Below are 20,839 nucleotides of genomic sequence, written 5' to 3' on the forward strand. Positions count from 1 at the left end.
TTAAAAATAGATAACGACGCTTTACTGGCCGTTATTTAACGTCTTTTTCTTGGTATATTTGGTCGGCAATGTGTTTGCTGGGTCATCTGGCCATAAGTGTTTCGGATAACGCCCTTTCATCTCTTTTTTCACTTCTACATAGGGACCAACCCAGAAGTTGGCTAAATCTGCCGTCAGGGCTAACGGACGCTGCGCAGGAGACAACAGCTCCATAGTCACCACCAGCTGACCTTGCGCCAAGGTTGGACTCTGGGCCATGCCTAACGCCTCTTGTAGGCGAACACTTAACAGAGCACGCCCCGATTCTTCATAGCGGATCTGGGCTCGAGTCCCAGTTTTCATCGGCCAATGAGTGGGCAACTGCTCCGCCAACACTTGTTGCTGCGGCCAAGGTAAAAGGTTGTGCAACAGGCTATAAAAATCGAGCGCCTTAAGCTGAGTTAAACGCCTAACATTGTCCAAATAGGGGCCTAACCAGGTCTCTAAGCTGAGTAATAAGCTAGCATCATCCATCGCTGGCCAATCACCTGATAATTGATAATTACGAGCTAATGTGACTCTTTGTCTAAGCTGGGCTACTTTATCATCAAAACCCAATACGGAGATGCCTTTACAGCGAACTAAATCATAAATCGCCTGCTTGATTAACTCATCGTCTAACTGTTCGATGGGACGTCGCTCTAATACAATCGCACCAATACGGCGCTGCTGCTGGGCATAAAAACGCGCTTTATCATCATCCCAACCACAAACCACCTCTTGCGATACACAGTGACTTAATCTGTCTTTAAAACGCTCGGGATTAACCGCTGCAGCCAGATATATTCGGCCGCTACTCTGCCCTTGAGTCTCTTGAAACTCAACCACCACTAACCACGGCTCGCCGTTGAGTCGATCATCTTCAGCCAATGACGCGCCCGCGCCGCCAGAAAGGAGATAACCGCGGCTGCCGCGCGCTTTCGCTATCCTATCGGGAAACGCCAAAGCAAGCAGTACCGCAATATCATCAGGATGAGCCAAACTTATGGCTTTATCTAAACTCGCTCTACTCTGCATACGCGTCAGATAACCTTGCGCCAACTGCGCCGTTTCACCGTGCCGAGCATCGGCTAAATAATCCGTAATGTCGGCACCACGACGTGCGCGGCTACGAGATTCGATGATCCCAGCTAACAGACAAGCAAGGCCCAGAATCTGACTTTCTGGTTCCGTTTGTTGCCATTGCTTAGCCGTTAATAGCATATGCGCTAACCTCGGATGACAGCCTAGCTGATAAGCTTGCTTGCCATGAGGCGTTATTCGGCGCTTATCATCAACAATCTCAAGCTGCGCTAATAAAGCCCATGCCACCGCCTCATTCGCACTCGCGGGCGGACTGAGCAGGGGTAATTGCTCAAGGGCACTCTCGCCCCAATAAGCCACATCCAACACCATAGACGTTAAATCACCATGAAGGATCTCAGGCTCATCGGCTTGTAATAGACGACCTTGCTCCTCTTGTCCCCACAGACGAATACAGTGCCCTGGCGATAGACGTCCCGCTCGCCCAGCCCGCTGGGCCGCAGAAGACTGGCTAATACGTTTAAGTGACAGTCGACTCACCGCCGTTTTAGGATTAAAACTTGCTTGCCGTTTATAGCCACAATCAACTACCAAGGTTATCCCCTCGATGGTCAAACTGGACTCGGCAACATTGGTGGAGAGCACGACTTTACGCATTCCCTCGGGCGCTGGGGCGATGGCACTATCTTGTAGCTTGGGTGATAAGCTGCCATATAAGGGCGCAAGCAAATAAAGTTTAGGATCGAGACGCGCAGATAAGCGCTGCATCAGACGATTTATCTCTCCTTGGCCTGGTAGAAATGCCAGCAAAGAGCCTTCCCCCTGATGATTAAGAGCCTCAACAATCACCTGCGCCATATGGTCAAGCCAATCTTGGGATGAACGAGGAGCGCTATATTCGATGCTAACCGGAAAACTTCGACCTTCACTTTGCAGATTAACGGCTGTAGGCATGATCGCTTGTAAAGGCAAGCCCGACAGGGTTGCCGACATCGCCAAAATCGAGAGGTCTTCACGAAAGGAGCTTTGCACCTCTAACGCCAAGGCAAGCCCAAGATCGGTCGTCAGATGACGCTCATGGATCTCATCAAAGATAATCACAGCATAACCCGTCAACTCAGGGTCTTGCTGGATCATTCGGGTTAACACCCCTTCGGTCACTACCTCTAGCCGCGTCGCGGCACTCACCTTTGATTCGCCACGCACCCTAAAGCCAACGCTTTGCCCTATGGTCTCGCCGCACTGCTTAGCAATAAACTGGGCGACATTACGCGCCGCCATACGACGAGGCTCTAGCATCAGTATTTTGCCCTTAATCTCAGACCAATTAAGCATGGCTAAAGGTAAGGCGGTGGATTTACCAGCCCCTGTTGGTGCTTGTAAAATCAGCTGTTGTGAGTGAGCTAGCGCCTCTCGTAAGGCGGGTAGCAGATCATGAATGGGTAGTTGGTTCAAAAGTGGCTTTCAATACGCTAAAAACTGCCACAAGTGTACAAGGTATGAAGGCAAAACAAAATGCTGGTTCAAGCTAATAGCAATCAGTATCAATCCAACTCATGCTAACGGCGACTCGTCATCTCAATTGGTATAACACGCACTCAAGGCTAAGCGTTCTCTGAGAGTAGCTTATACCACTCTAGGTTTTGACCCGATAACAAACTGTTTAAGGGCATGGGCCGAGCGATGCCAAAACCTTGGCCATATTCAACCCCAAGTTGGGCTAAATGCTGACCTATCTCGATGGATTCAACATATTCTGCCACTATCTTAAAATCCATATCTCGCCCAAGCTGACAGATAGCAGACACAATAGCCTGATCAGCTTTATCACTGCATAAGTTTTGTATAAATTGGCCATCGATTTTCACATAGTCAATATCGAGCAGTTTCAGATAAGCGAAGCTTGAAAAACCAGAGCCAAAATCATCGAGCGCTAATGTGCATCCCATAGACTTCACCATATTGATCAACTCAGTGGCTAAATCTAATTGGCTAACAGCGGCCGTTTCGGTGATCTCAAAGCAGATTTTATTTACTAACTCAGGCTCAGATAACAACCTCATTTCAAGCCAATTAATAAAATCTCGATCACCGATAGAGAGCGCCGACAAATTAATAGAGACTAACGAAAGCTGACGCCATATCGCTATATTCTCACTCCCCCAACGCAGCAAGTGTTCAACGACCCAACGATCGATTTTAGACACTAAATTGAAACGCTCTGCGGCGGGTAAAAATATCCCAGGGAGCAGGTATTCTCCATTTTCTAACTGCATTCGCAGTAAGATCTCCAAGTGCAAGCCTCCGCCATCCTCCAATAGCGTCTCAATAGGTTGAAAATAGAGCTCAAACCGGTCATTGGCCAACGCACCGATAACATCAACAGAGGTATTCATGTCGGCATTGAGACGCTCGACTTCAGGATCATCGCTAGCATATAGATACCAGCCATTGCCTCCACCTTCTTTAACGACACGACAGGCTGCGCTGGCGCGTCGCAATAAATCCGATATCGAATCAGCATGACAATCACATTCGGCCAATCCCATACTGATGCTAACGCTATGTTTTCTTCCGCCCCAAACAAACTCATGTTTATTGAGGGCATGACAAATCCGCTGCGCGACTTGCTCGGCAATAGCTTGATCAACGGTGGGCATTAAAATGCCAAATTCATCACCACTGAGTCTTGCTACCACATCATTTCGGCGCACTAATTGCTTTAATCTCTCGGCGACCTCACGCAGCAATTGATCTCCAGCCTGATGACCACTGACATTATTAACGATTTGAAAACTATCGAGGTTCATAAACCCTATAAAGGTTTTTCGTGGGCCTGTACAAGGGGCAATATAAGAATACAAAGATTCAAAATAGGCTCGATTTGCCAGCCCTGTTAATCCATCAAAATTAAATGAAATGTTTGTTGATGGCTCGGTTAACTTCTCATTTTGAGCCGCTTCAACAAACATCAGCAACAAGCCATTTTCACCTGATAGCGAAAGAAACGTTACCTTAGCCTTAGTCGCGCTATCGTGGCGCATCAATACATCACAACTGGCTTGCTCTAACACTTGCTCACGCACGAGTGCCATAGTGTCCCGAAACAGGGGAAGTTCTAGGGGATGAATTAAGCTGTGAATATCTTGCAGGGTCTCAACACCCAGCTCTTGTGTCGCGCGGGCATTAAATCGTACCACCCGATTATCTGCGCTGATATGTACACAAGACATGGGCATGCGATACAAGTGTTCAATGCAAACTAACTCATTACTATTGACCACTTGCTCAAGACGATACACCTCTTGAGAATACCCCAACACATTGCCCGCCAATGTCAGCGCTTCGACTAAATCCTTATCCCAGAGGCCATCACAATCATAACGATAAGCACCAAAGATATAGTGTTTTTCACCACACGCTGGGAGTAATAATACGCTGCGAACACCAGCTTGAACAAGTTGCTGCTGACTATCTAAATCATCGATAGCCATTGAAATATCTTCAATAATTACGGGATGTTTCAGTGAGGCATAGCTTTGAAGATTGTTGTTATTGGAAACCCGTCTTAATAATAATTCGGCATCACGCTGGCTAAAAACAGAATCATCACTTCGATACATGGCTTTAACCTTGACTCCACGACGTTTGGATGTAACACGCAATAAAAACAAACCATTACAGCCTGTTCTCTGGGCCAGACCTTGCAATAAAACATCAACTTCGTCATCTAAATCATAGTCACAAAGATAAGCTGTCACCTGTTGCAATAGTGTCGAATGATTTTGCTGACGATTTGACATGTAACAAAGCTTCCTTATGATGATTCATGTGTGATCTGCACTAATTATAGACAAAATCATATGATTAGCGTCTAAGATACCAATGTATAAACCAATCACAGCACCATATAACTTAAAGTAAAAAACAAATACTTAAACCAGCAGCTATTTTCAATAATTAATCATCTACAGTCTGCCGCTGTTTGGCGTAGCGTTTTAGCTCTAACTCATTTGTTTCACTCAAAATAAACTGCACTCCAAGCTTGGCTATGGCAGCAGAAATAGGTAGAACTAAAATAAACTCAAGAAGTTAACTTAACAATAAAAAGGGATCATGCTCAAGTATTATTCAAGCTAACGAATTGATGAAAAGCTAAAATACTAGTGAGAGAACCTAGGGATAAGAGATCGAAGCAACATTCACTTAACAAAGAGCCAAGCCCTTCAGGCAGCGTTTGTTGGTCATTGCCACTGCGTTCTCAGTAACTACACTAAAAAGCTTCTGCTTAGTATAAATACCCAACAATTCGGCGTAAAAACAACCTTAAAAGATCAATAGGTCCTAATGATTAAACGACTATTTCTCGGCGTCAGCCCGACACAAGATCAAGCCCAGCTCCTAGCCCGCACCCAATCACTGATAAGCACTGATGGACGGGCTATTCCCAAAGATAATTTTCATGTCACTCTCTATTTTCTTGGTCAAGTTGATGAGCTACAACAAACACAGTTGATAAAGACCCTGAACCAACTTAATGCTCAAAACAAACTTAAACGCTTTAGTGTCGATTTAGAAACCATCGAGTGGTGGCAGAAACCTAAGGTAATTTGTCAGTCAGGGACCGCAAAGGATTTCGCCCTTATCGAACTGCATCAAACCTGTCTGCAGTTAAGTCATGCATTGAATTTACATCAAAGCGAACACCCATTTACGCCTCATATCACTCTGTTTCGTAAAGCGAGGAAGTATTCTCCACGGCAAATCCCCCCGCTAACGATAACGGCCCATGAGTTGCATCTGTATCACTCTGTTAGCGGCGAAGATGGCGTCAGTTATCCTATTATTCATTCATGGCCACTCATACCATCTACTCATGATGTCAAAAAAAATGCGCCCAAATAGGCGCATTTAGTCTCATCAACTCAGCTTAATCTTCTAATAGACCCGCAATGGTTAACATGCCGTGAGTTGTCGCACCCGCTGCCCATAAACCATTAGCGGTATCGGCAAAGGCCGCGGCCAAATCAAGGTGCAACCATTGTGCATCGGGTGATACAAATCGCCATAGGAAACCGGCCGCATTTGACGCACCACCCGCCCCGCCACCTTTGACAGGACGGCTATTAGCCGTATCCGCGTAAGGCGATGGACACATCTCTTTATGCCAAGGATCTAATGGTAATGGCCATACTCGCTCTGCCACTGCAGAAGCCTTATTTTGAGCACGCATTAATAATTCGCTGCTTGGCGAGAAAATCGCATTGTAATTGGTTCCCACCGCCATTACCGCTGCACCAGTCAAGGTTGCTGCGTCGATAATCAGCGGAGCACCAGTCTCTGACGCTGCTTGCAAGCCATCGGCAAGGACTAAACGACCTTCGGCATCGGTGTTAACCACTTCAACTGAAACACCATTTTTGTAGGTCAAAATGTCGCCTAACTTGTATGCATGGCCACTGATCAAATTCTCGGCGCAACAAAGGAACAACTTAACGCGTTTATTCAGCCCTGATTTAATCGCCAAGCCCAGTGCAGCGGTCACTGTTGCCGCACCGCCCATATCGCACTTCATCCCTAGCATACCTTCAGACGCCTTGATGCTGTATCCACCCGAATCAAAGGTGATCCCTTTACCCACGAGCGCCGCAGAAACAGGGGCATCGACATCTAACGGATTGAAATCCAGCTCTAATAATGCGGGTGGACGCTCACTACCACGACCAACGGCATGAATACCGATCCACTTATGTTCAAGTAACGCCTCACCTTCGATAATGCGGTAAGTCACTTTATCACCACCTAGTTTGGCTAACCATTTAGCCGCTTGAGTCGCTAAACTCACGGGGGATAAATTTTCAGGCGTTTCATTGATTAAGTGTCTGGCAAAATTAGCACTCTCAAGACGAGCATTTAACGCCGCTTGCAAAGCCTCATCACCACTCCAGTGAATCTTTCCCTCAGCCTTAGCGGTAGCAAATCCAAGCGCAAACGCCCACTGACTGTTAAGATCCCAATCTATACCACTCAACACAACCTCTGAGAGGCCTTGACTACGAATCTTACGCGCAGCTTGCTGTACCTGACGCAACTGATCACCGGCCTGTAAATGGATTCTGGCTTGATCTTGGGTAAATGTTACATCAGCCGTGCCCCAGTGGGCCGCTGGTGCGTCGTTAGTCAGAAAAATCTTCATCGCGTCGCTCATATTGATTCCTTGTTTTGTACCGCTATTATTAGGCTCTGTTGATCGCTCGAGCTGAATTTTTGCGACCAAGTATAACCCAACTGAAATCAGATCATCACCTATCAATTAGTGTCAATCTAGGCTTTCTGATAACCTGCGGTTATCGCCCATGTATAGCCGTGCAGAGTATGCTTTTTAGTCCAACATTCGAACAAGGTATTTTAATTAAACGTTACAAACGATTTTTAGCTGACGTCGAACTCAAAGATGGCAGCGTGATAACCATCCACTGCCCAAATACTGGTTCGATGCGCAACTGCTTATTCCCCGGAGAAAAAGTCTGGTTCTCAACATCTGACAATCCCAAGCGAAAATACCCTTATACTTGGGAGCAGGCGCAAACCGATGCTGGCGATATCATAGGTATCAACACCGGCCGAGCCAATGAACTCGCCGCCGAAGCGATCGCCAATAATGTCATCAGTGAACTCTCGGGCTACGCCAATCTGCGCAGAGAGGTCAAATATGGCAGCGAAAATAGTCGTATCGATCTATTGTTAGATGATCCCCAATTAGGGCTCTGCTATATAGAAGTTAAAAGTTGCACCCTCTTAGAAGAGGGTCAGGGTTACTTTCCCGACGCCGTCACCACCCGCGGACAAAAACACCTCAGAGAACTAATGGAGATGGTGGCACTAGGTCATAGGGCGGTACTGTTATTTGTGGTTCAGCACACAGGGATCGCCTCTGTCACGGCAGCGCAACATATCGATCCCCACTACAGCGAACTATTGCAAAAAGCCCATCAAGCTGGCGTTGAAGTACTCGCCTATAGCACCGAAATGTCGGTCCAAGGCGCCTACTTGACTAAATCCTGCCCTGTCAAACTGTAAATGAGCGGTAAAAGTTGAATAAATGCTAAATAGAGGACATAGTCAGAAGATAGATAAACCGCAGCATAAAAAATTTGCGTGGTATATAAGATTCTGATATAGATATCGGCCTTTATTGAAAGCCGTCCTACAACGCAAATGATTAACAGGAGATGCGTTATGCCTGAAGGCACTAAAAAACTTGGCGTACTCGCTATCGCAGGAGTAGATCCTTACCAGGAAAAACCCGGTGAGGAGTACATGAATGACGCTCAACTGAATCACTTCAAGAAAATTCTCGATGCATGGCGTGGCCAGCTTCGTGAAGAGGTCGACCGTACTCTTAGTCATATGCAAGATGAAGCTGCTAACTTCCCAGATCCAGTGGATCGTGCAGCTCAAGAAGAGGAGTTCAGCTTAGAACTTCGTGCACGAGACAGAGAACGCAAACTGATCAAGAAGATCGAAAAGACGCTACAGAAAATCGAAGATGATGATTTTGGTTTCTGTGACTCTTGCGGTATCGAGATCGGTATCCGTCGTCTCGAAGCGCGTCCAACAGCCGATCAGTGTATCGATTGTAAGACTCTTGCAGAGATTAAAGAAAAGCAGATGGCTGGCTAGTCTGACTTTTTAATGGAAGCGGGGTTTATCCCCGCTTTTTAGTATCCGCTTTTTGCAAAGGCTGCAACGTGCACTCTAAAGCCTACATTGGTCGTTTCGCCCCCTCACCTTCGGGTCCTCTCCATTTCGGATCATTGATTGCTGCCCTCGGCAGTTATTTACGTGCCCGCGCACTGCAGGGTAAGTGGCTAGTGCGCATTGAAGATATCGATCCTCCTAGAGAAGTTGAAGGCGCAAGCCAAGGGATCTTATCGACACTGGACGCTTACGGCCTACATTGGGACGATAGCGTGCTATTTCAGAGCTCGCGCTTGGGCGATTACGAGGCTCAGTTGCAGCAACTGCTTAGCCAAGATAAAGCCTATTATTGCCAATGTACCCGCAAGCAGATCCAAGCAATGGGACACTGTTACGATGGCCGATGTGGTCGGCTAACACCCGCCTTAAATGAAGGTGCAATACGCATTCGCAACCATCAACCCATAGCTCAGTTTACCGACCAGCTTATGGGACAAATTGAGGTTGATGAGGATTTTGCCGGCGAAGACTTTATTATCAAACGCCGTGATGGCCTTTATGCCTATCAATTAGCGGTCGTCATGGATGATGCATTTCAAGGGATCACCGAAGTGGTGCGCGGCTGCGATCTGCTCACATCCAGCGCCCGCCAAGCGACCCTGTTTAACCTATTTGAATATCACACGCCAAATTGGCTTCACCTGCCACTGGCCTGCGCCGAACTGGGACGCAAATTGTCTAAACAAAACCATGCGCCAGCGATCGATAACCGTGCACCACAGCAAAGCATTCAGGCCGCGCTTCGCTTCTTAGGTCAACCCTGTGTCGATATCGATGCGCCAGAGATCATGCTCGCTCAAGCCGTTACACAATTTAATTTGGATGCCATTCCTAAACAACAACAGATAATACTGTAACCGTGGCGCAGCCTAAACACTAACCCCATCACGAAAGCCACACTTAAGCCCCTCCTATGGGTATACTCTTTAACCCATATTTGGGTTATGATAGCGGCCTTATTTTAACCCTTAGTTAAGATCCATGTTCGAGGTGTCCTATTTTTCGCCGTATTAGTCAATTCTGTAAGCAGCTTTTTGACGACAATCAAAACACAACAGAAACCACACAAGCGGGACTAAGCTTGGAAGTAGTTGCAAGAAAAAATCATGCAATTTCTCGTAAGCAGATTAGCGAAAACGCTATAAAGGTACTCTACCGACTCCATAAAGCAGGCTTTAAAGCCTATCTTGTCGGTGGTGGAGTACGTGACATTTTACTGGGCCTTAAACCTAAGGATTTCGACGTAGTCACCAATGCTACGCCAGAAGAGATAAAAAGATTATTTCGAAACTGTCGCCTCGTTGGCCGTAGATTCCGTCTCGCCCATATCGTCTTTGGCCGTGATGTTATCGAAGTGGCGACTCTACGTGGCCACCATGTCGACAACGAAGAGAAGATCTCTAAGGTCAATGCCGAAGGTCGACTACTGCGCGACAACGTCTATGGCACCATAGATGAAGATGCAGAGCGCCGCGACTTTACCGTTAATGCCCTCTATTACGATATCAGTGACTTCTCTATCCACAGCTATGGTGGTGGACTACAAGATTTAGAGTCTCGCACCCTACGTCTGATTGGCGATCCGCAGAAACGCTACCGAGAAGATCCGGTTCGTATGCTTAGAGCCGTGCGTTTTGCCACTAAGCTAGGAATGCAAATAGATAAAGATGCTGCCGAGCCTATCTATGAACTCGCGCCACTACTTAAAGATATTCCAGCCGCTCGCATGTATGAAGAAGTATTGAAACTCTTCTTTAACGGTCAAGCACAGAATAACTACACTATGATGCGTGAATATGGTTTATTTGAACCGCTATTCCCATTAGTTGAAAATGTCTTAGTAGAAGACCCTCACGGGCCTGCAACTAAGATGAACAACGCCATCATGCGTAACACAGATCAACGGGTACAGGCCGATAAAACAGTCACACCAGCCTTCTTCTATGCGGCGATTTTATGGTATCCACTCAGTCAACGCGCCGATGATATTGCAGTAGAAAGCGGCCTAAGTACTTATGATGCATTCTATGCCGCAATGGGCGATGTGATGGAGCAGCAATGTCGCTCAATCAGTATTCCCCGTCGTTTTAGCACGCCAGCTAAAGATATTTGGCAGTTACAATTACGTTTCGACCGTAATCAAGGCACTCGCGCATTTAAGTTCATTGAGCATCCTAAGTTCCGCGCAGCCTATGATCTTCTGTTACTTCGCGCCGAAGCCGAGGGCGGTAATCTATCCAAGTCGGCGGCATGGTGGAAGAGTTTCGTTGAGGGCAATGAAGAGCAGCGTAGCGTGATCGCCCGCAGCACAGCCAAAGGCAGTCGCAACCGTAATAACAATCGTCGTCGCCGCTCCCCGAAAAAAACCATTAAACCAGAAGAATAATGATCCGGGTTTATATCGCATTGGGGGCTAATCTTGAGTCCCCCAAAGAGCAACTCGATGACGCGATTGTCGCACTCCGTTCGCTCGCAGAAGATGCGAATGTGCAAGTGTCTCCCTACTATCGTAGCGCCCCTATGGGGGAGATTGAACAGCCCGACTATATCAATGCCGTCGCTTGCCTCACAACTCAATTAGCCCCCATTGAACTGCTTGATGCCTTACAAACTATCGAGCAACAACAGGGACGAGTACGCAATGTGCGCTGGGGCGCGAGAACCCTAGATCTCGATCTTCTGCTGTATGGCGATGAGCAACTCTCATTACCGCGATTAACTGTGCCCCACTATGGGATGAAACAACGTAGTTTCGTATTGGTTCCCTTAAGCGACCTAGCACCACAACTGATATTGCCTTGCGGCACGCCAATCGCCGCATTAATCAATGACAATCTCCGAGCCGAAGTGAAACAACTCGGTACAGATCATTGAACTTAAGCCACAGTTAGCTTATAAAGCAGACTACTGTGAATACAGAATCCTTTTTAAATCACATTTAAGACCATCATTATGTCTAAGATAACTAGCTCTACCCTGCTTAAATTTAAGCAGGAAGGAAAAAAGTTCACTTCAATCACCGCCTATGATGCCAGTTTTGCTGGTGCATTCGACAGTGAAGGAATCGATGTCCTGCTTGTTGGTGACTCATTAGGGATGGTACTTCAAGGTCATGATGACACCTTGCCTGTCACCATTGAAGATATCGCCTATCACACGCGCTGTGTGCGCCGCGGTATCAAACGTGCCTTGCTGATAGCAGATATGCCCTTCATGAGCTACGCCACGCCTGATCAGGCGATGACCAATGCCACTGTCTTGATGCAAGCTGGCGCGAATATGGTTAAGGTCGAAGGCGGTCATTGGCTGCTTGAAACCGTCACTAAACTCACCGAACGCGGCATTCCCGTCTGTGCTCATTTAGGCCTGACGCCTCAGTCTGTTCATGTGTTTGGGGGCTTTAAAGTCCAAGGACGTGACGCTGATAATGCACAGCGGATCTTAGATGAAGCCAAAGCCCTTGAGGCTGCTGGCGCGCAGTTATTAGTGGTAGAGTGCATTCCTGCCGCCCTCGCAAAGACCATCACCGAAGCGCTAACCATCCCGGTTATTGGTATCGGTGCAGGTGCTGATACCGATGGTCAGATTTTGGTCATGCATGATGTGCTAGGTATTTCTAGTGGCTATATTCCTCGCTTTTCGAAAAACTATTTAGCCCAAACGGGCGAAATTCGTAGCGCCATTCGCGCTTATATTAAAGAGGTGGCTAACGGCACCTTTCCCAGCAGCGAACATACGTTTAGCTAAGGTAAGTAGTAAAGATGTTTACCACTCAAGATATCGCTCAAATCAGAGAGCAAGTGCGTCTTTGGAAACGCCAAGGTGAAACAGTAGCGTTTGTTCCAACCATGGGTAATCTGCATCTAGGCCATATTACCTTAGTAAAGGAAGCCGCTAAGCATGCTGACCACGTCGTTGTCTCAATCTTCGTGAACCCCATGCAATTTGGAGAAAATGAAGATCTCGACGCCTATCCTCGCACCTTAGATGCCGATAAGGCGGCGTTAATAGATGCTGGTGTAGAGCTGCTATTTATCCCAACACCAGAGACCATGTACCCCAAAGATATGGATAAACAGACTTTCGTTGAAGTTCCTAAGATCTCAGACGAACTCTGTGGCGCTAGCCGTCCAGGTCATTTCCGAGGCGTAGCAACCATCGTCTGTAAGCTATTTAATATTGTTCAACCTGATACCGCCTTGTTTGGCAACAAAGATTTTCAGCAACTCATGGTGATTAAAACCATGGTGGAGGATCTTTCATTACCAATTAATGTCATCGGGGTCGATACCATACGAGAGCAAACAGGTTTAGCCATGAGTTCGCGTAATGGTTACTTAAGTACAGAACAAAAGCTTCAGGCCGCTACACTTAAGCAAACCATGGATACAATAGCTGACGCGATTCGCCGCGGTGAAGCGATCCCTAATGTAGTGCAAGCAGCAGAGTCAAAATTGATGCAAGCAGGTTTTAAACCCGATTATCTGGCGGTACGTAACGCCAATAATCTCCATGAAGTAAACGACCAAGATAATAAGCTTGTGATCGTAGCTGCCGCCTATATGGGGACAACGCGCCTGATTGATAATCTGACATTTCAGCGCTAGCCACTAAAATGAGCCAAGGTTGGCCGAGTCAATACTACTTGATAGCTATCGTTCGCCTCCTTTAGCTTGTCATTTGACCAATAAAACGAGGAGCAAAAACCTGAGTTCCTCGTTTTATTCCCTTAGCGATAATGGCTACAATTCAACCAAACCTAGCCCCATTATTGCATCGCTACTTCATCTTCATCTCACAAAATGACTTTTTTCGCCCCAAATTGGTGCAGACGAATTTAGCTTCAGTCGCCGAAAACCAGAAATAAAATTACCTATTTGAGAAAAATGCATAAAATGAGCTAGATCGAAAGCACATACATAATGTTTACACGGATCGGGTGTGAAATTTTGCAGATAATGACTAACTCACTGAATAATACTGGTAATACCTTTTTACCAACAAATACAACCTACAACCAATGATTAACAGAGTGATTTAGATCACTCTTGCGAAAAAACAGCGCTTTCATTAATGAATTCTAAACTGAAATTATAAGATCAGATATTTCCATAAATGATAGCCTTTTAGAGTAAAAACTCCCGAAAAAACAGCTTATCTGATTACACTAGCTACTTTTAATTCCATTTAGTTATAACAAACTGCGCAGACCAGTGAGCCAGATCACACTTTACCCCCACCTCAACAGACTAAGCTCACACACACTCCATCTCCTCATACATAATCAATACAAGATGATCTAGATCATATTTGCTTTTGGTGAATTAGCGTTTAGTACGCATCAAAGCTTAATTGACCAATGAAATAATTAAGCCAAACCAAGCACGGTGCTGTATCAATTGAGCCAGCCCTAACAAAATTAGAACCCACAAGTAAAGACAGTAAGAGGCAATCATGACCCTACTTGAACTGCTCGCCAGTTTAACGCCAGTAATCAGCGTTATGCTATTTTTGGTACTGCTAAAAATGCCAGCGTCGCGCGCGATGCCGATCTCTATGGTAATGACAGGTTTAGCCGCCGTCTTTATCTGGCAGATGGACACCACAATACTTGGCGCATCTGTGGTCGAAGGGCTACTTTCAGCCCTAACGCCGTTGACTATCATCTTCGGTGCAGTGTTCCTACTAAACACCCTAAAATACTCGGGCGCTATGGACACCATTCGTGCAGGATTCACTAATATCAGTGGTGATGCTCGCGTACAAGTGGTTATCATCTGTTGGTTATTTGGCTCATTCATCGAAGGTTCAGCTGGTTTTGGTACTCCAGCGGCAATCGGTGCACCACTGCTAGTGCTGCTCGGTGTCCCCCCTATTGCCGCAGCCGTAGTCGCTTTGATTGCTGACTCAACCAGCGTGTCGTTTGGTGCGATTGGCCTACCTGTATTGTTTGGTATGGAGCAGGGATTGATGTCAGGCGGTGTGAGTATGGCCGCTGAACAGATTGCCGAACATGGCGGTCACTTCGCTGACTATGCTCAGTTTATCGCGATGCACATGATCACGATTGATTTGATCACAGGCACCTTGATCCCCTTAGTATTGGTTTCTGTACTGACTGGCTTCTTCGGTCGCAACAAATCATTTAAGGAAGGCTTAGCCATTTGGAAGTTTGCCCTGTTTGCAGGTCTAGCATTCACTGTTCCAGCTTGGCTCATCAACTTCTTCGCCGGCCCAGAGTTCCCATCGGTGATCGGTGCGCTTGTAGGTATGGCCTTAGTGATTCCTGTTGCTCGAAAAGGTTATTTACTACCTGCTACACCTTGGAACGACTTTGCCGAGAATGACAACCAAGAGCAGAACAAAATCGAGACTAAAGCTCATTTCTCTCAAGTTGCGGCATGGACACCCTATATCATTATGGCGGCGCTGCTGGTTCTTTCTCGCACCGTGGCCCCACTCAAATCTTGGTTAACTAGCTTTAACATCAGCTGGACTGGTTTACTCGGCACCGAACTTAAAGCGGGCTTTGCCACGCTCTACGCACCAGGCGCTTTCTTCGTGCTTGTCTGTATCCTTGGTTTCTTCCTATTTAAGATGAAATCGCCAGCAATAAAAGAGTCTTTCACCGTCTCTTGCAAATCTATGCTGCCAACGATTATCTCTCTAGGCGCTTCGGTTCCTATGGTGAAGATCTTCCTCAACTCAGGGGCAAATGAATCTGGTTTAGCCTCTATGCCTGTGGCGCTAGCTGACATGCTTGCCGGCTCAATGGGCGCGGTATGGTCTTGGATGTCACCGATTGTGGGTATCTTCGGTGCCTTCCTATCTGGCTCTGCAACTTTCTCCAACATGATGTTCTCTGGCCTACAATACAGCGTAGCCGACAACATCGGCATGAACCACGCTATGGTACTTGCCCTACAAGGCATAGGTGCTAATGCGGGTAACATGATGTGTGTGATGAACGTGGTCGCAGCGGCAACGGTTGTTGGTATGGCTGGTAGGGAATCTGAAATTATTCGTAAAACCATGCCTATCGCGCTTGGTTATGCCTTAATCGCCGGTACGATTGCGGCGGCATGGGGCGGTTTCTAAGTATTAATTCTCAGGGAGGCAAGCAAGTCATTGCTTGCCTTTTTACCCGTTAAAATAAAGAGTAATGTTATGTCGATTAACTATTCAGCTGTTGTCGCAGATTTACGAGAAAAACTGGGCCAAGATGCGGTCACCGACGATGCGGTGCGCCGTTTTGCCTGGTCAACCGATGCCAGTTATTTCCGTATTGTTCCTGAAGTGGTCGTACACGCAGAAACATTAGAGCAAGCCAAACAAACCCTAGAGGTTGCCCGTAATCATCAGGCGCCTATCACCTTCCGCGCCGCAGGTACCAGTTTATCGGGTCAAGCAATTGGTGAAGGTATTTTGTTGATCTTGGGCCATGATGGTTTTAGAAAAATTACTATCAGCGAAGATAAACAAAAGATCTCATTAGGTGCGGCGGTGATTGGTAGCGATGCCAACATGGCACTAAAGCCTTTTAGTAAAAAAATTGGCCCCGATCCAGCAACCTTAGCCTCAGCGATGGTCGGTGGTATCGTCGCCAATAACGCTTCGGGGATGTGTTGTGGTACGGCGCAAAACAGCTATCAAACCATCTCATCAGCCAAACTGCTGTTTGCCGATGGCACCGAGCTTGATACAGGGTGTGAGAAATCAAAAGCAGCCTTTGCTGCCAGCCATAAAGACCTACTTAACGAGTTGACCGAATTAAGCCAATTGACTCGTAATAACGAAGTGTTAGCTAACCGTATTCGTAAAAAGTTCTCAATCAAAAATACCACGGGCTACAGCATTAACGCTTTAGTTGATTTCACCGATCCATTCGATTTAATCAACCACTTAATCGTGGGCTCAGAAGGCACACTCGCATTCGTAGAAGAAGTAACCTACGACACGGTTGAAGAAGCTAAGTTTAAAGCATCTGCCATGGCGGTATTTTACAACATGGTCGATGCGGCAAGTGCTATCCCACCAATTAAGTGCGAAAGCGTTGCAGCGGCAGAACTACTCGACTGGGCATCGATTAAGTCCGTCACAGGCAAGAAAGGGATGCCTGAGTGGTTAAGTGAACTTCCCGAGGGGGCGGCAATTCTGTTGATTGAATCCCGTGCTAACGATGAAGACACTCTTAATCGTTACACTCAAGATGTGATCGCTAAGCTTGCTCATATCGAAACTGAGCGTCCAATCACCTTCAGTAACGATCCAGAGGTTTACAGCAAATACTGGGCAATGCGTTCTGGTTTGTTCCCCATCATTGGTGGCGAACGTCCAAAAGGGACCTCGGTTATTATCGAAGATGTCGCGTTTGAGCTACAACATTTAGCCAACGCAGCGAGTGACTTAACCGCGCTATTCCATAAACATGGCTACCCTGAAGGGGTGATCTATGGTCACGCGCTAGCGGGTAACTTCCACTTTATTATTACGCCAACCTTCGCCTCACAAGACGATATCAACCGTTTCCACGCCTTTATGCAAGATGTGGCAGAAATGGTTATCGACAAGTACGATGGCTCAATGAAAGCAGAGCACGGAACGGGTCGTGCGGTCGCGCCATTTGTCGAGATGGAATGGGGGGCTGATGCTTACACCTTGATGAAGCGCATCAAGCATATCTTCGATCCACAAGGGCTACTTAACCCAGGCGTAATACTGAACGATGACGCCAATGTGCACGTGAAGAACATCAAACCTTGTCCTGTGGTCGATGACTATGTCGATAAGTGTATCGAGTGTGGTTTCTGTGAGAAGACCTGTCCAACCTCGGCGCTTAACTTCACGCCACGTCAGCGCATCGCGACCTTACGTGAAATTGCTCGTCTCGAAGCCTCAGGTGATAAACAAGCGGCAGAAGAGATGCGTGCAGCCGCTAAATATGATGTGGTTGATACCTGTGCCGCCTGTCAGCTATGTACCATTGCTTGCCCTGTCGATAACAGCATGGGGAACCTGGTGCGTAAGCTACGTACACCTTATATCACGACCACTGAGCAGAAAGTACTGGATTTCCAAGCCAAACATTTTGGCGCAGTAAACCAAGTGATCAGCACAGGTTTCAATATACTCAACATCATCCATAAGGTCACCGGTGACAAAGTCACAAACGGACTGATGAACGTTGGCCGCATGGTGACTAAAGAGGTGCCTTACTGGAATCCTGATTTCGCTAAAGGCGGTAATCTGCCTACGCCATCACCAGCATCTCCCGATAAAGAAACCGTGGTCTACTTCCCAGCATGTGGCGGTCGAACTTTCGGTCCAACACCACTAGACCCAGACAATCGTACCCTACCCGATGTCGTGGTTACCTTACTTGAACGTGCGGGCTATAACGTCGTTACCCCAGAGAATACCCGTCATCTATGCTGCGGTCAGATGTGGGAATCAAAAGGCGACTTTAAAAATGCCGATGCTAAGCGCGACGAGCTGATCGATGCCCTAAGCGCACTAAGCGATAATGGCAAAGTGCCAGTAGTAGTTGATGCACTATCTTGTACTTACCGCACCCTAACAGGTAATCCTAAGGTAGAGATCACCGATCTGGTTGAGTTTATGCACGACAAGATCATGCCTAAGCTCACCTTCACCAAGAAGGTCAACATCGCGCTGCACTTTGGTTGTAGTGCGCGTAAGATGAAGCTTGAGCCTAAGATGCAAGCGTTAGCCGATGCCTGTAGTGCAGGCGTTAAGCTACCTGAAGGCATCGAGTGTTGTGGTTATGCTGGCGAGAAAGGCTTGTACAAGCCTGAGATGAACGCCAGTGCGCTGCGTAACATTAAGAAACTGATCCCTGTCGATATCAAAGAGGGCTATTACGCTAACCGTATGTGTGAAGTGGGTCTATCACATCACAGCGGTATCTCGTATCGTCATTTGGCTTACCTTCTAGAAGAGTGTAGCCGTTAGTCACAAATGAGGTTTTAAATAACCCCACCCAAGCAAACTCCGCGATATGAATTGATTTTATATCGCGGTTTTTTATTTCTGGTATCATTTGCCGCGATTACAGTTATTTAACTTCACAAATACTGGTGTTAACAGTCGACTTGCGCCATAGTAAGGGAGTTTAATGGAGGAAATAGGGATGTATGGCACTGCCAATAAATGTCTTCCATCGACTAATGTAATTAATAAACCGTCTTTTTAGGCTGATAGAGGATATATCGCCAAATGGGAAAACTGCTCCTGACGCTCACTTTCATGATGCTATCTATGGGTGCTCATGCTAATAGCATTTATAAGTGTATAAAAGGAGACAAAATTGTCTTCAGCCAGTCATCTTGCCCTAAAGAGTTTCGCCAACATGAAATTCAGTATCAACTTGGGATCACCACAGAAACCGACACAGATAAAAAGCGACAGTCCGTCGATCCTCTGCACGCTCTGCTAACCAAAAACACCATCTCCAAAGAGAAACTATTGCTACTAATTGGCAGCGAGATCTATCGTCTTAAGCAGGAAAACAGCTATTACGAGATCCTACGCGCCAGCGAAAAACAGAAGCTAGATCGCAAGCGTTACTGGCAAAAGCAAGCTAAAGATGATCCTGAGTTTATTGCCAAGATCGACGAGATGAATGCCCACTTCGATAATTTGATTCAGATTAACATTGACGCAATAGACGTACTAAAACAGCATCAAGCTAAGATCCAAGCCGAATCAATCGAAGATGAGAACGCGAGTCCCACCGCCGAAGCTAAGCAGCAATAATAGCAAGATATATTGATTAAGCTCGGGTAACGTCAGAAGCCCCAAATAACAGGTAACTTAATGCTACAGTGGCCGATACTCATCAAGCACCCACAACAGCCCGAGCTACAACTGCTCGAAAACCTAGCCCAATGGCAGCAAGAAACGGCCCATCTTTACCCACAAGAATTACAAATCATCGATAGCCAAGGTCACAGCTATCAGTGGCAAGGCGAGGCATTCTATCTTGCAACGGAACAGATAAGTCTAGCTGCTATTATCGACTGGGTTCGCGCCCATGCCGGCCTTAATGGCCACTGTTGTACGGCCAAACTTGGGGCTAACAACATAGTCCAAGTGTTCGACATGATGACTTATTTGGAGGAGCACTCGTTCCTATAAGCTAACATCTAGGAACGAGTAAGAGATTTTAAACGCTATCAATTTAGCTACGTAGGCCTATGCCGCGGCTAATCAGGTAATAAGCAACAGCCCATAGCGCGGTACAAAAGCCCACCATAATCGCGATCGATAACGGAATGCTGATATCGGCGTAACCTAAGAACCCATAACGGAATACGTTAATCATATAGACCACAGGGTTAAGCTGCGACACCCCTTGCCAAAAGTCAGGCAACAGACTCAGCGAATAAAACACCCCGCCCAAATAGGTTAGCGGCGTTAACACAAAGGTGGGAACGATGCTGATATCATCATAACTCTTAGCAAACACGGCATTAATCAGTCCGCCAAGGGCAAACAGCACTGCGGTAAGTAACACGGTGATCGCCACAAGCCCTGCATGATGCAGACTAATATCAACGAAAAACATGGCGACTAAAGTGACAATGGTGCCGACACACAAACCCCGCGCCACACCGCCCCCCACATAACCGGCAATCATCACATAGTGAGGCACAGGCGCGACAATCAACTCTTCGAGGTTGCGCTGAAACTTAGCGCTAAAAAACGAGGAGGCGACGTTGGAATAGGATGCGGTGATCACCGACATCATGATAAGACCAGGAGCAATAAACTCCATATAGGTAACCCCACCCATCTCACCGATGCGCTTACCGACTAAGTTACCAAAAATAAGAAAATACAGGGTCATAGAGATTGCGGGCGGTACTAAGGTTTGTACCCAAATACGGGTAAAACGGGTGATCTCTTTGATCAAGATACTCTTAAATGCGGTGAAATAGACATGCTTCATGTTCGCAACCTGACTAGTGTCTGTACTCAGTTGATTATTCATCTG

General features: G+C 46.7%; 16 protein-coding genes. 12 read left to right on the forward strand and 4 right to left on the reverse strand.

Annotated features, from left to right (window positions below):
* Nucleotides 1-21 precede the first annotated feature (21 nt).
* Nucleotides 22-2,517: an ATP-dependent helicase HrpB gene (gene hrpB, locus K0I62_RS15900; protein ID WP_220069037.1), complete on the reverse strand. Its 2,496-nt coding sequence runs from the start codon at nucleotides 2,515-2,517 to the stop codon at nucleotides 22-24.
* A gap of 149 nt (nucleotides 2,518-2,666) precedes the next feature.
* Complete coding sequence (locus K0I62_RS15905) at nucleotides 2,667-4,865, reverse strand: putative bifunctional diguanylate cyclase/phosphodiesterase (protein ID WP_220069038.1); 2,199 nt, start codon at nucleotides 4,863-4,865, stop codon at nucleotides 2,667-2,669.
* A gap of 544 nt (nucleotides 4,866-5,409) precedes the next feature.
* Between K0I62_RS15905 and thpR the strand changes: the two genes are divergently transcribed.
* Nucleotides 5,410-5,967, forward strand: a complete 558-nt coding sequence (gene thpR / locus K0I62_RS15910) for an RNA 2',3'-cyclic phosphodiesterase (RefSeq protein ID WP_220069039.1) — start codon at nucleotides 5,410-5,412, stop codon at nucleotides 5,965-5,967.
* A gap of 25 nt (nucleotides 5,968-5,992) precedes the next feature.
* Here thpR and pepB read toward each other — a convergent pair whose 3' ends face one another.
* Complete coding sequence (pepB, locus tag K0I62_RS15915) at nucleotides 5,993-7,270, reverse strand: aminopeptidase PepB (RefSeq protein WP_220069040.1); 1,278 nt, start codon at nucleotides 7,268-7,270, stop codon at nucleotides 5,993-5,995.
* 167 nt (nucleotides 7,271-7,437) lie between these two features.
* On the opposite strand from pepB, the gene sfsA reads away from it, so the two are divergent.
* The 11 genes from sfsA to K0I62_RS15970 all read left to right on the forward strand — a co-directional run bounded on the left by sfsA (nucleotide 7,438) and on the right by K0I62_RS15970 (nucleotide 19,980).
* Nucleotides 7,438-8,142, forward strand: a complete 705-nt coding sequence (gene sfsA / locus K0I62_RS15920) for a DNA/RNA nuclease SfsA (protein WP_220069041.1) — start codon at nucleotides 7,438-7,440, stop codon at nucleotides 8,140-8,142.
* A 159-nt stretch (nucleotides 8,143-8,301) separates the two neighbouring features.
* The gene (dksA, locus tag K0I62_RS15925; RefSeq protein WP_220062010.1) at nucleotides 8,302-8,745 is read left to right on the forward strand and encodes an RNA polymerase-binding protein DksA; all 444 of its coding nucleotides are present in this window, start codon (nucleotides 8,302-8,304) and stop codon (nucleotides 8,743-8,745) included.
* Nucleotides 8,746-8,813: 68 nt separating this feature from the next.
* Complete coding sequence (gene gluQRS / locus K0I62_RS15930) at nucleotides 8,814-9,680, forward strand: tRNA glutamyl-Q(34) synthetase GluQRS (protein ID WP_220069042.1); 867 nt, start codon at nucleotides 8,814-8,816, stop codon at nucleotides 9,678-9,680.
* Nucleotides 9,681-9,820: 140 nt separating this feature from the next.
* On the forward strand, nucleotides 9,821-11,209 hold the full coding sequence (gene pcnB / locus K0I62_RS15935; protein WP_220071418.1) for a polynucleotide adenylyltransferase PcnB: 1,389 nt from the start codon (nucleotides 9,821-9,823) through the stop codon (nucleotides 11,207-11,209).
* Nucleotides 11,209-11,697, forward strand: a complete 489-nt coding sequence (folK, locus tag K0I62_RS15940) for a 2-amino-4-hydroxy-6-hydroxymethyldihydropteridine diphosphokinase (RefSeq protein WP_220069043.1) — start codon at nucleotides 11,209-11,211, stop codon at nucleotides 11,695-11,697. Before pcnB ends, folK begins: the two co-directional genes overlap by 1 nt.
* A gap of 78 nt (nucleotides 11,698-11,775) precedes the next feature.
* Nucleotides 11,776-12,570, forward strand: a complete 795-nt coding sequence (gene panB, locus K0I62_RS15945) for a 3-methyl-2-oxobutanoate hydroxymethyltransferase (protein ID WP_220069044.1) — start codon at nucleotides 11,776-11,778, stop codon at nucleotides 12,568-12,570.
* Between the two features lie 14 nt (nucleotides 12,571-12,584).
* On the forward strand, nucleotides 12,585-13,430 hold the full coding sequence (gene panC, locus K0I62_RS15950) for a pantoate--beta-alanine ligase (protein ID WP_220069045.1): 846 nt from the start codon (nucleotides 12,585-12,587) through the stop codon (nucleotides 13,428-13,430).
* Between the two features lie 847 nt (nucleotides 13,431-14,277).
* Entirely contained in the window at nucleotides 14,278-15,921 is a 1,644-nt protein-coding gene (locus tag K0I62_RS15955; RefSeq protein ID WP_220069046.1) for an L-lactate permease, read from the forward strand.
* A 69-nt stretch (nucleotides 15,922-15,990) separates the two neighbouring features.
* Nucleotides 15,991-18,795, forward strand: a complete 2,805-nt coding sequence (locus K0I62_RS15960) for an FAD-binding and (Fe-S)-binding domain-containing protein (RefSeq protein WP_220069047.1) — start codon at nucleotides 15,991-15,993, stop codon at nucleotides 18,793-18,795.
* A 264-nt stretch (nucleotides 18,796-19,059) separates the two neighbouring features.
* On the forward strand, nucleotides 19,060-19,599 hold the full coding sequence (locus K0I62_RS15965; RefSeq protein ID WP_220069048.1) for a DUF4124 domain-containing protein: 540 nt from the start codon (nucleotides 19,060-19,062) through the stop codon (nucleotides 19,597-19,599).
* Nucleotides 19,600-19,659: 60 nt separating this feature from the next.
* Entirely contained in the window at nucleotides 19,660-19,980 is a 321-nt protein-coding gene (locus K0I62_RS15970) for a DUF4144 domain-containing protein (protein WP_220069049.1), read from the forward strand.
* A 43-nt stretch (nucleotides 19,981-20,023) separates the two neighbouring features.
* On the opposite strand, the gene K0I62_RS15975 is transcribed toward K0I62_RS15970, so the two are convergent.
* Nucleotides 20,024-20,794 carry an ABC transporter permease gene (locus K0I62_RS15975; RefSeq protein ID WP_220071419.1) on the reverse strand — a complete coding sequence of 257 codons (771 nt, stop codon included), beginning with the start codon at nucleotides 20,792-20,794 and terminating at the stop codon, nucleotides 20,024-20,026.
* Nucleotides 20,795-20,839 lie beyond the last annotated feature (45 nt).

Origin of the sequence: Shewanella psychrotolerans, from assembly GCF_019457595.1 — a bacterium.
Taxonomy (GTDB): Bacteria; Pseudomonadota; Gammaproteobacteria; order Enterobacterales; family Shewanellaceae; genus Shewanella; species Shewanella psychrotolerans.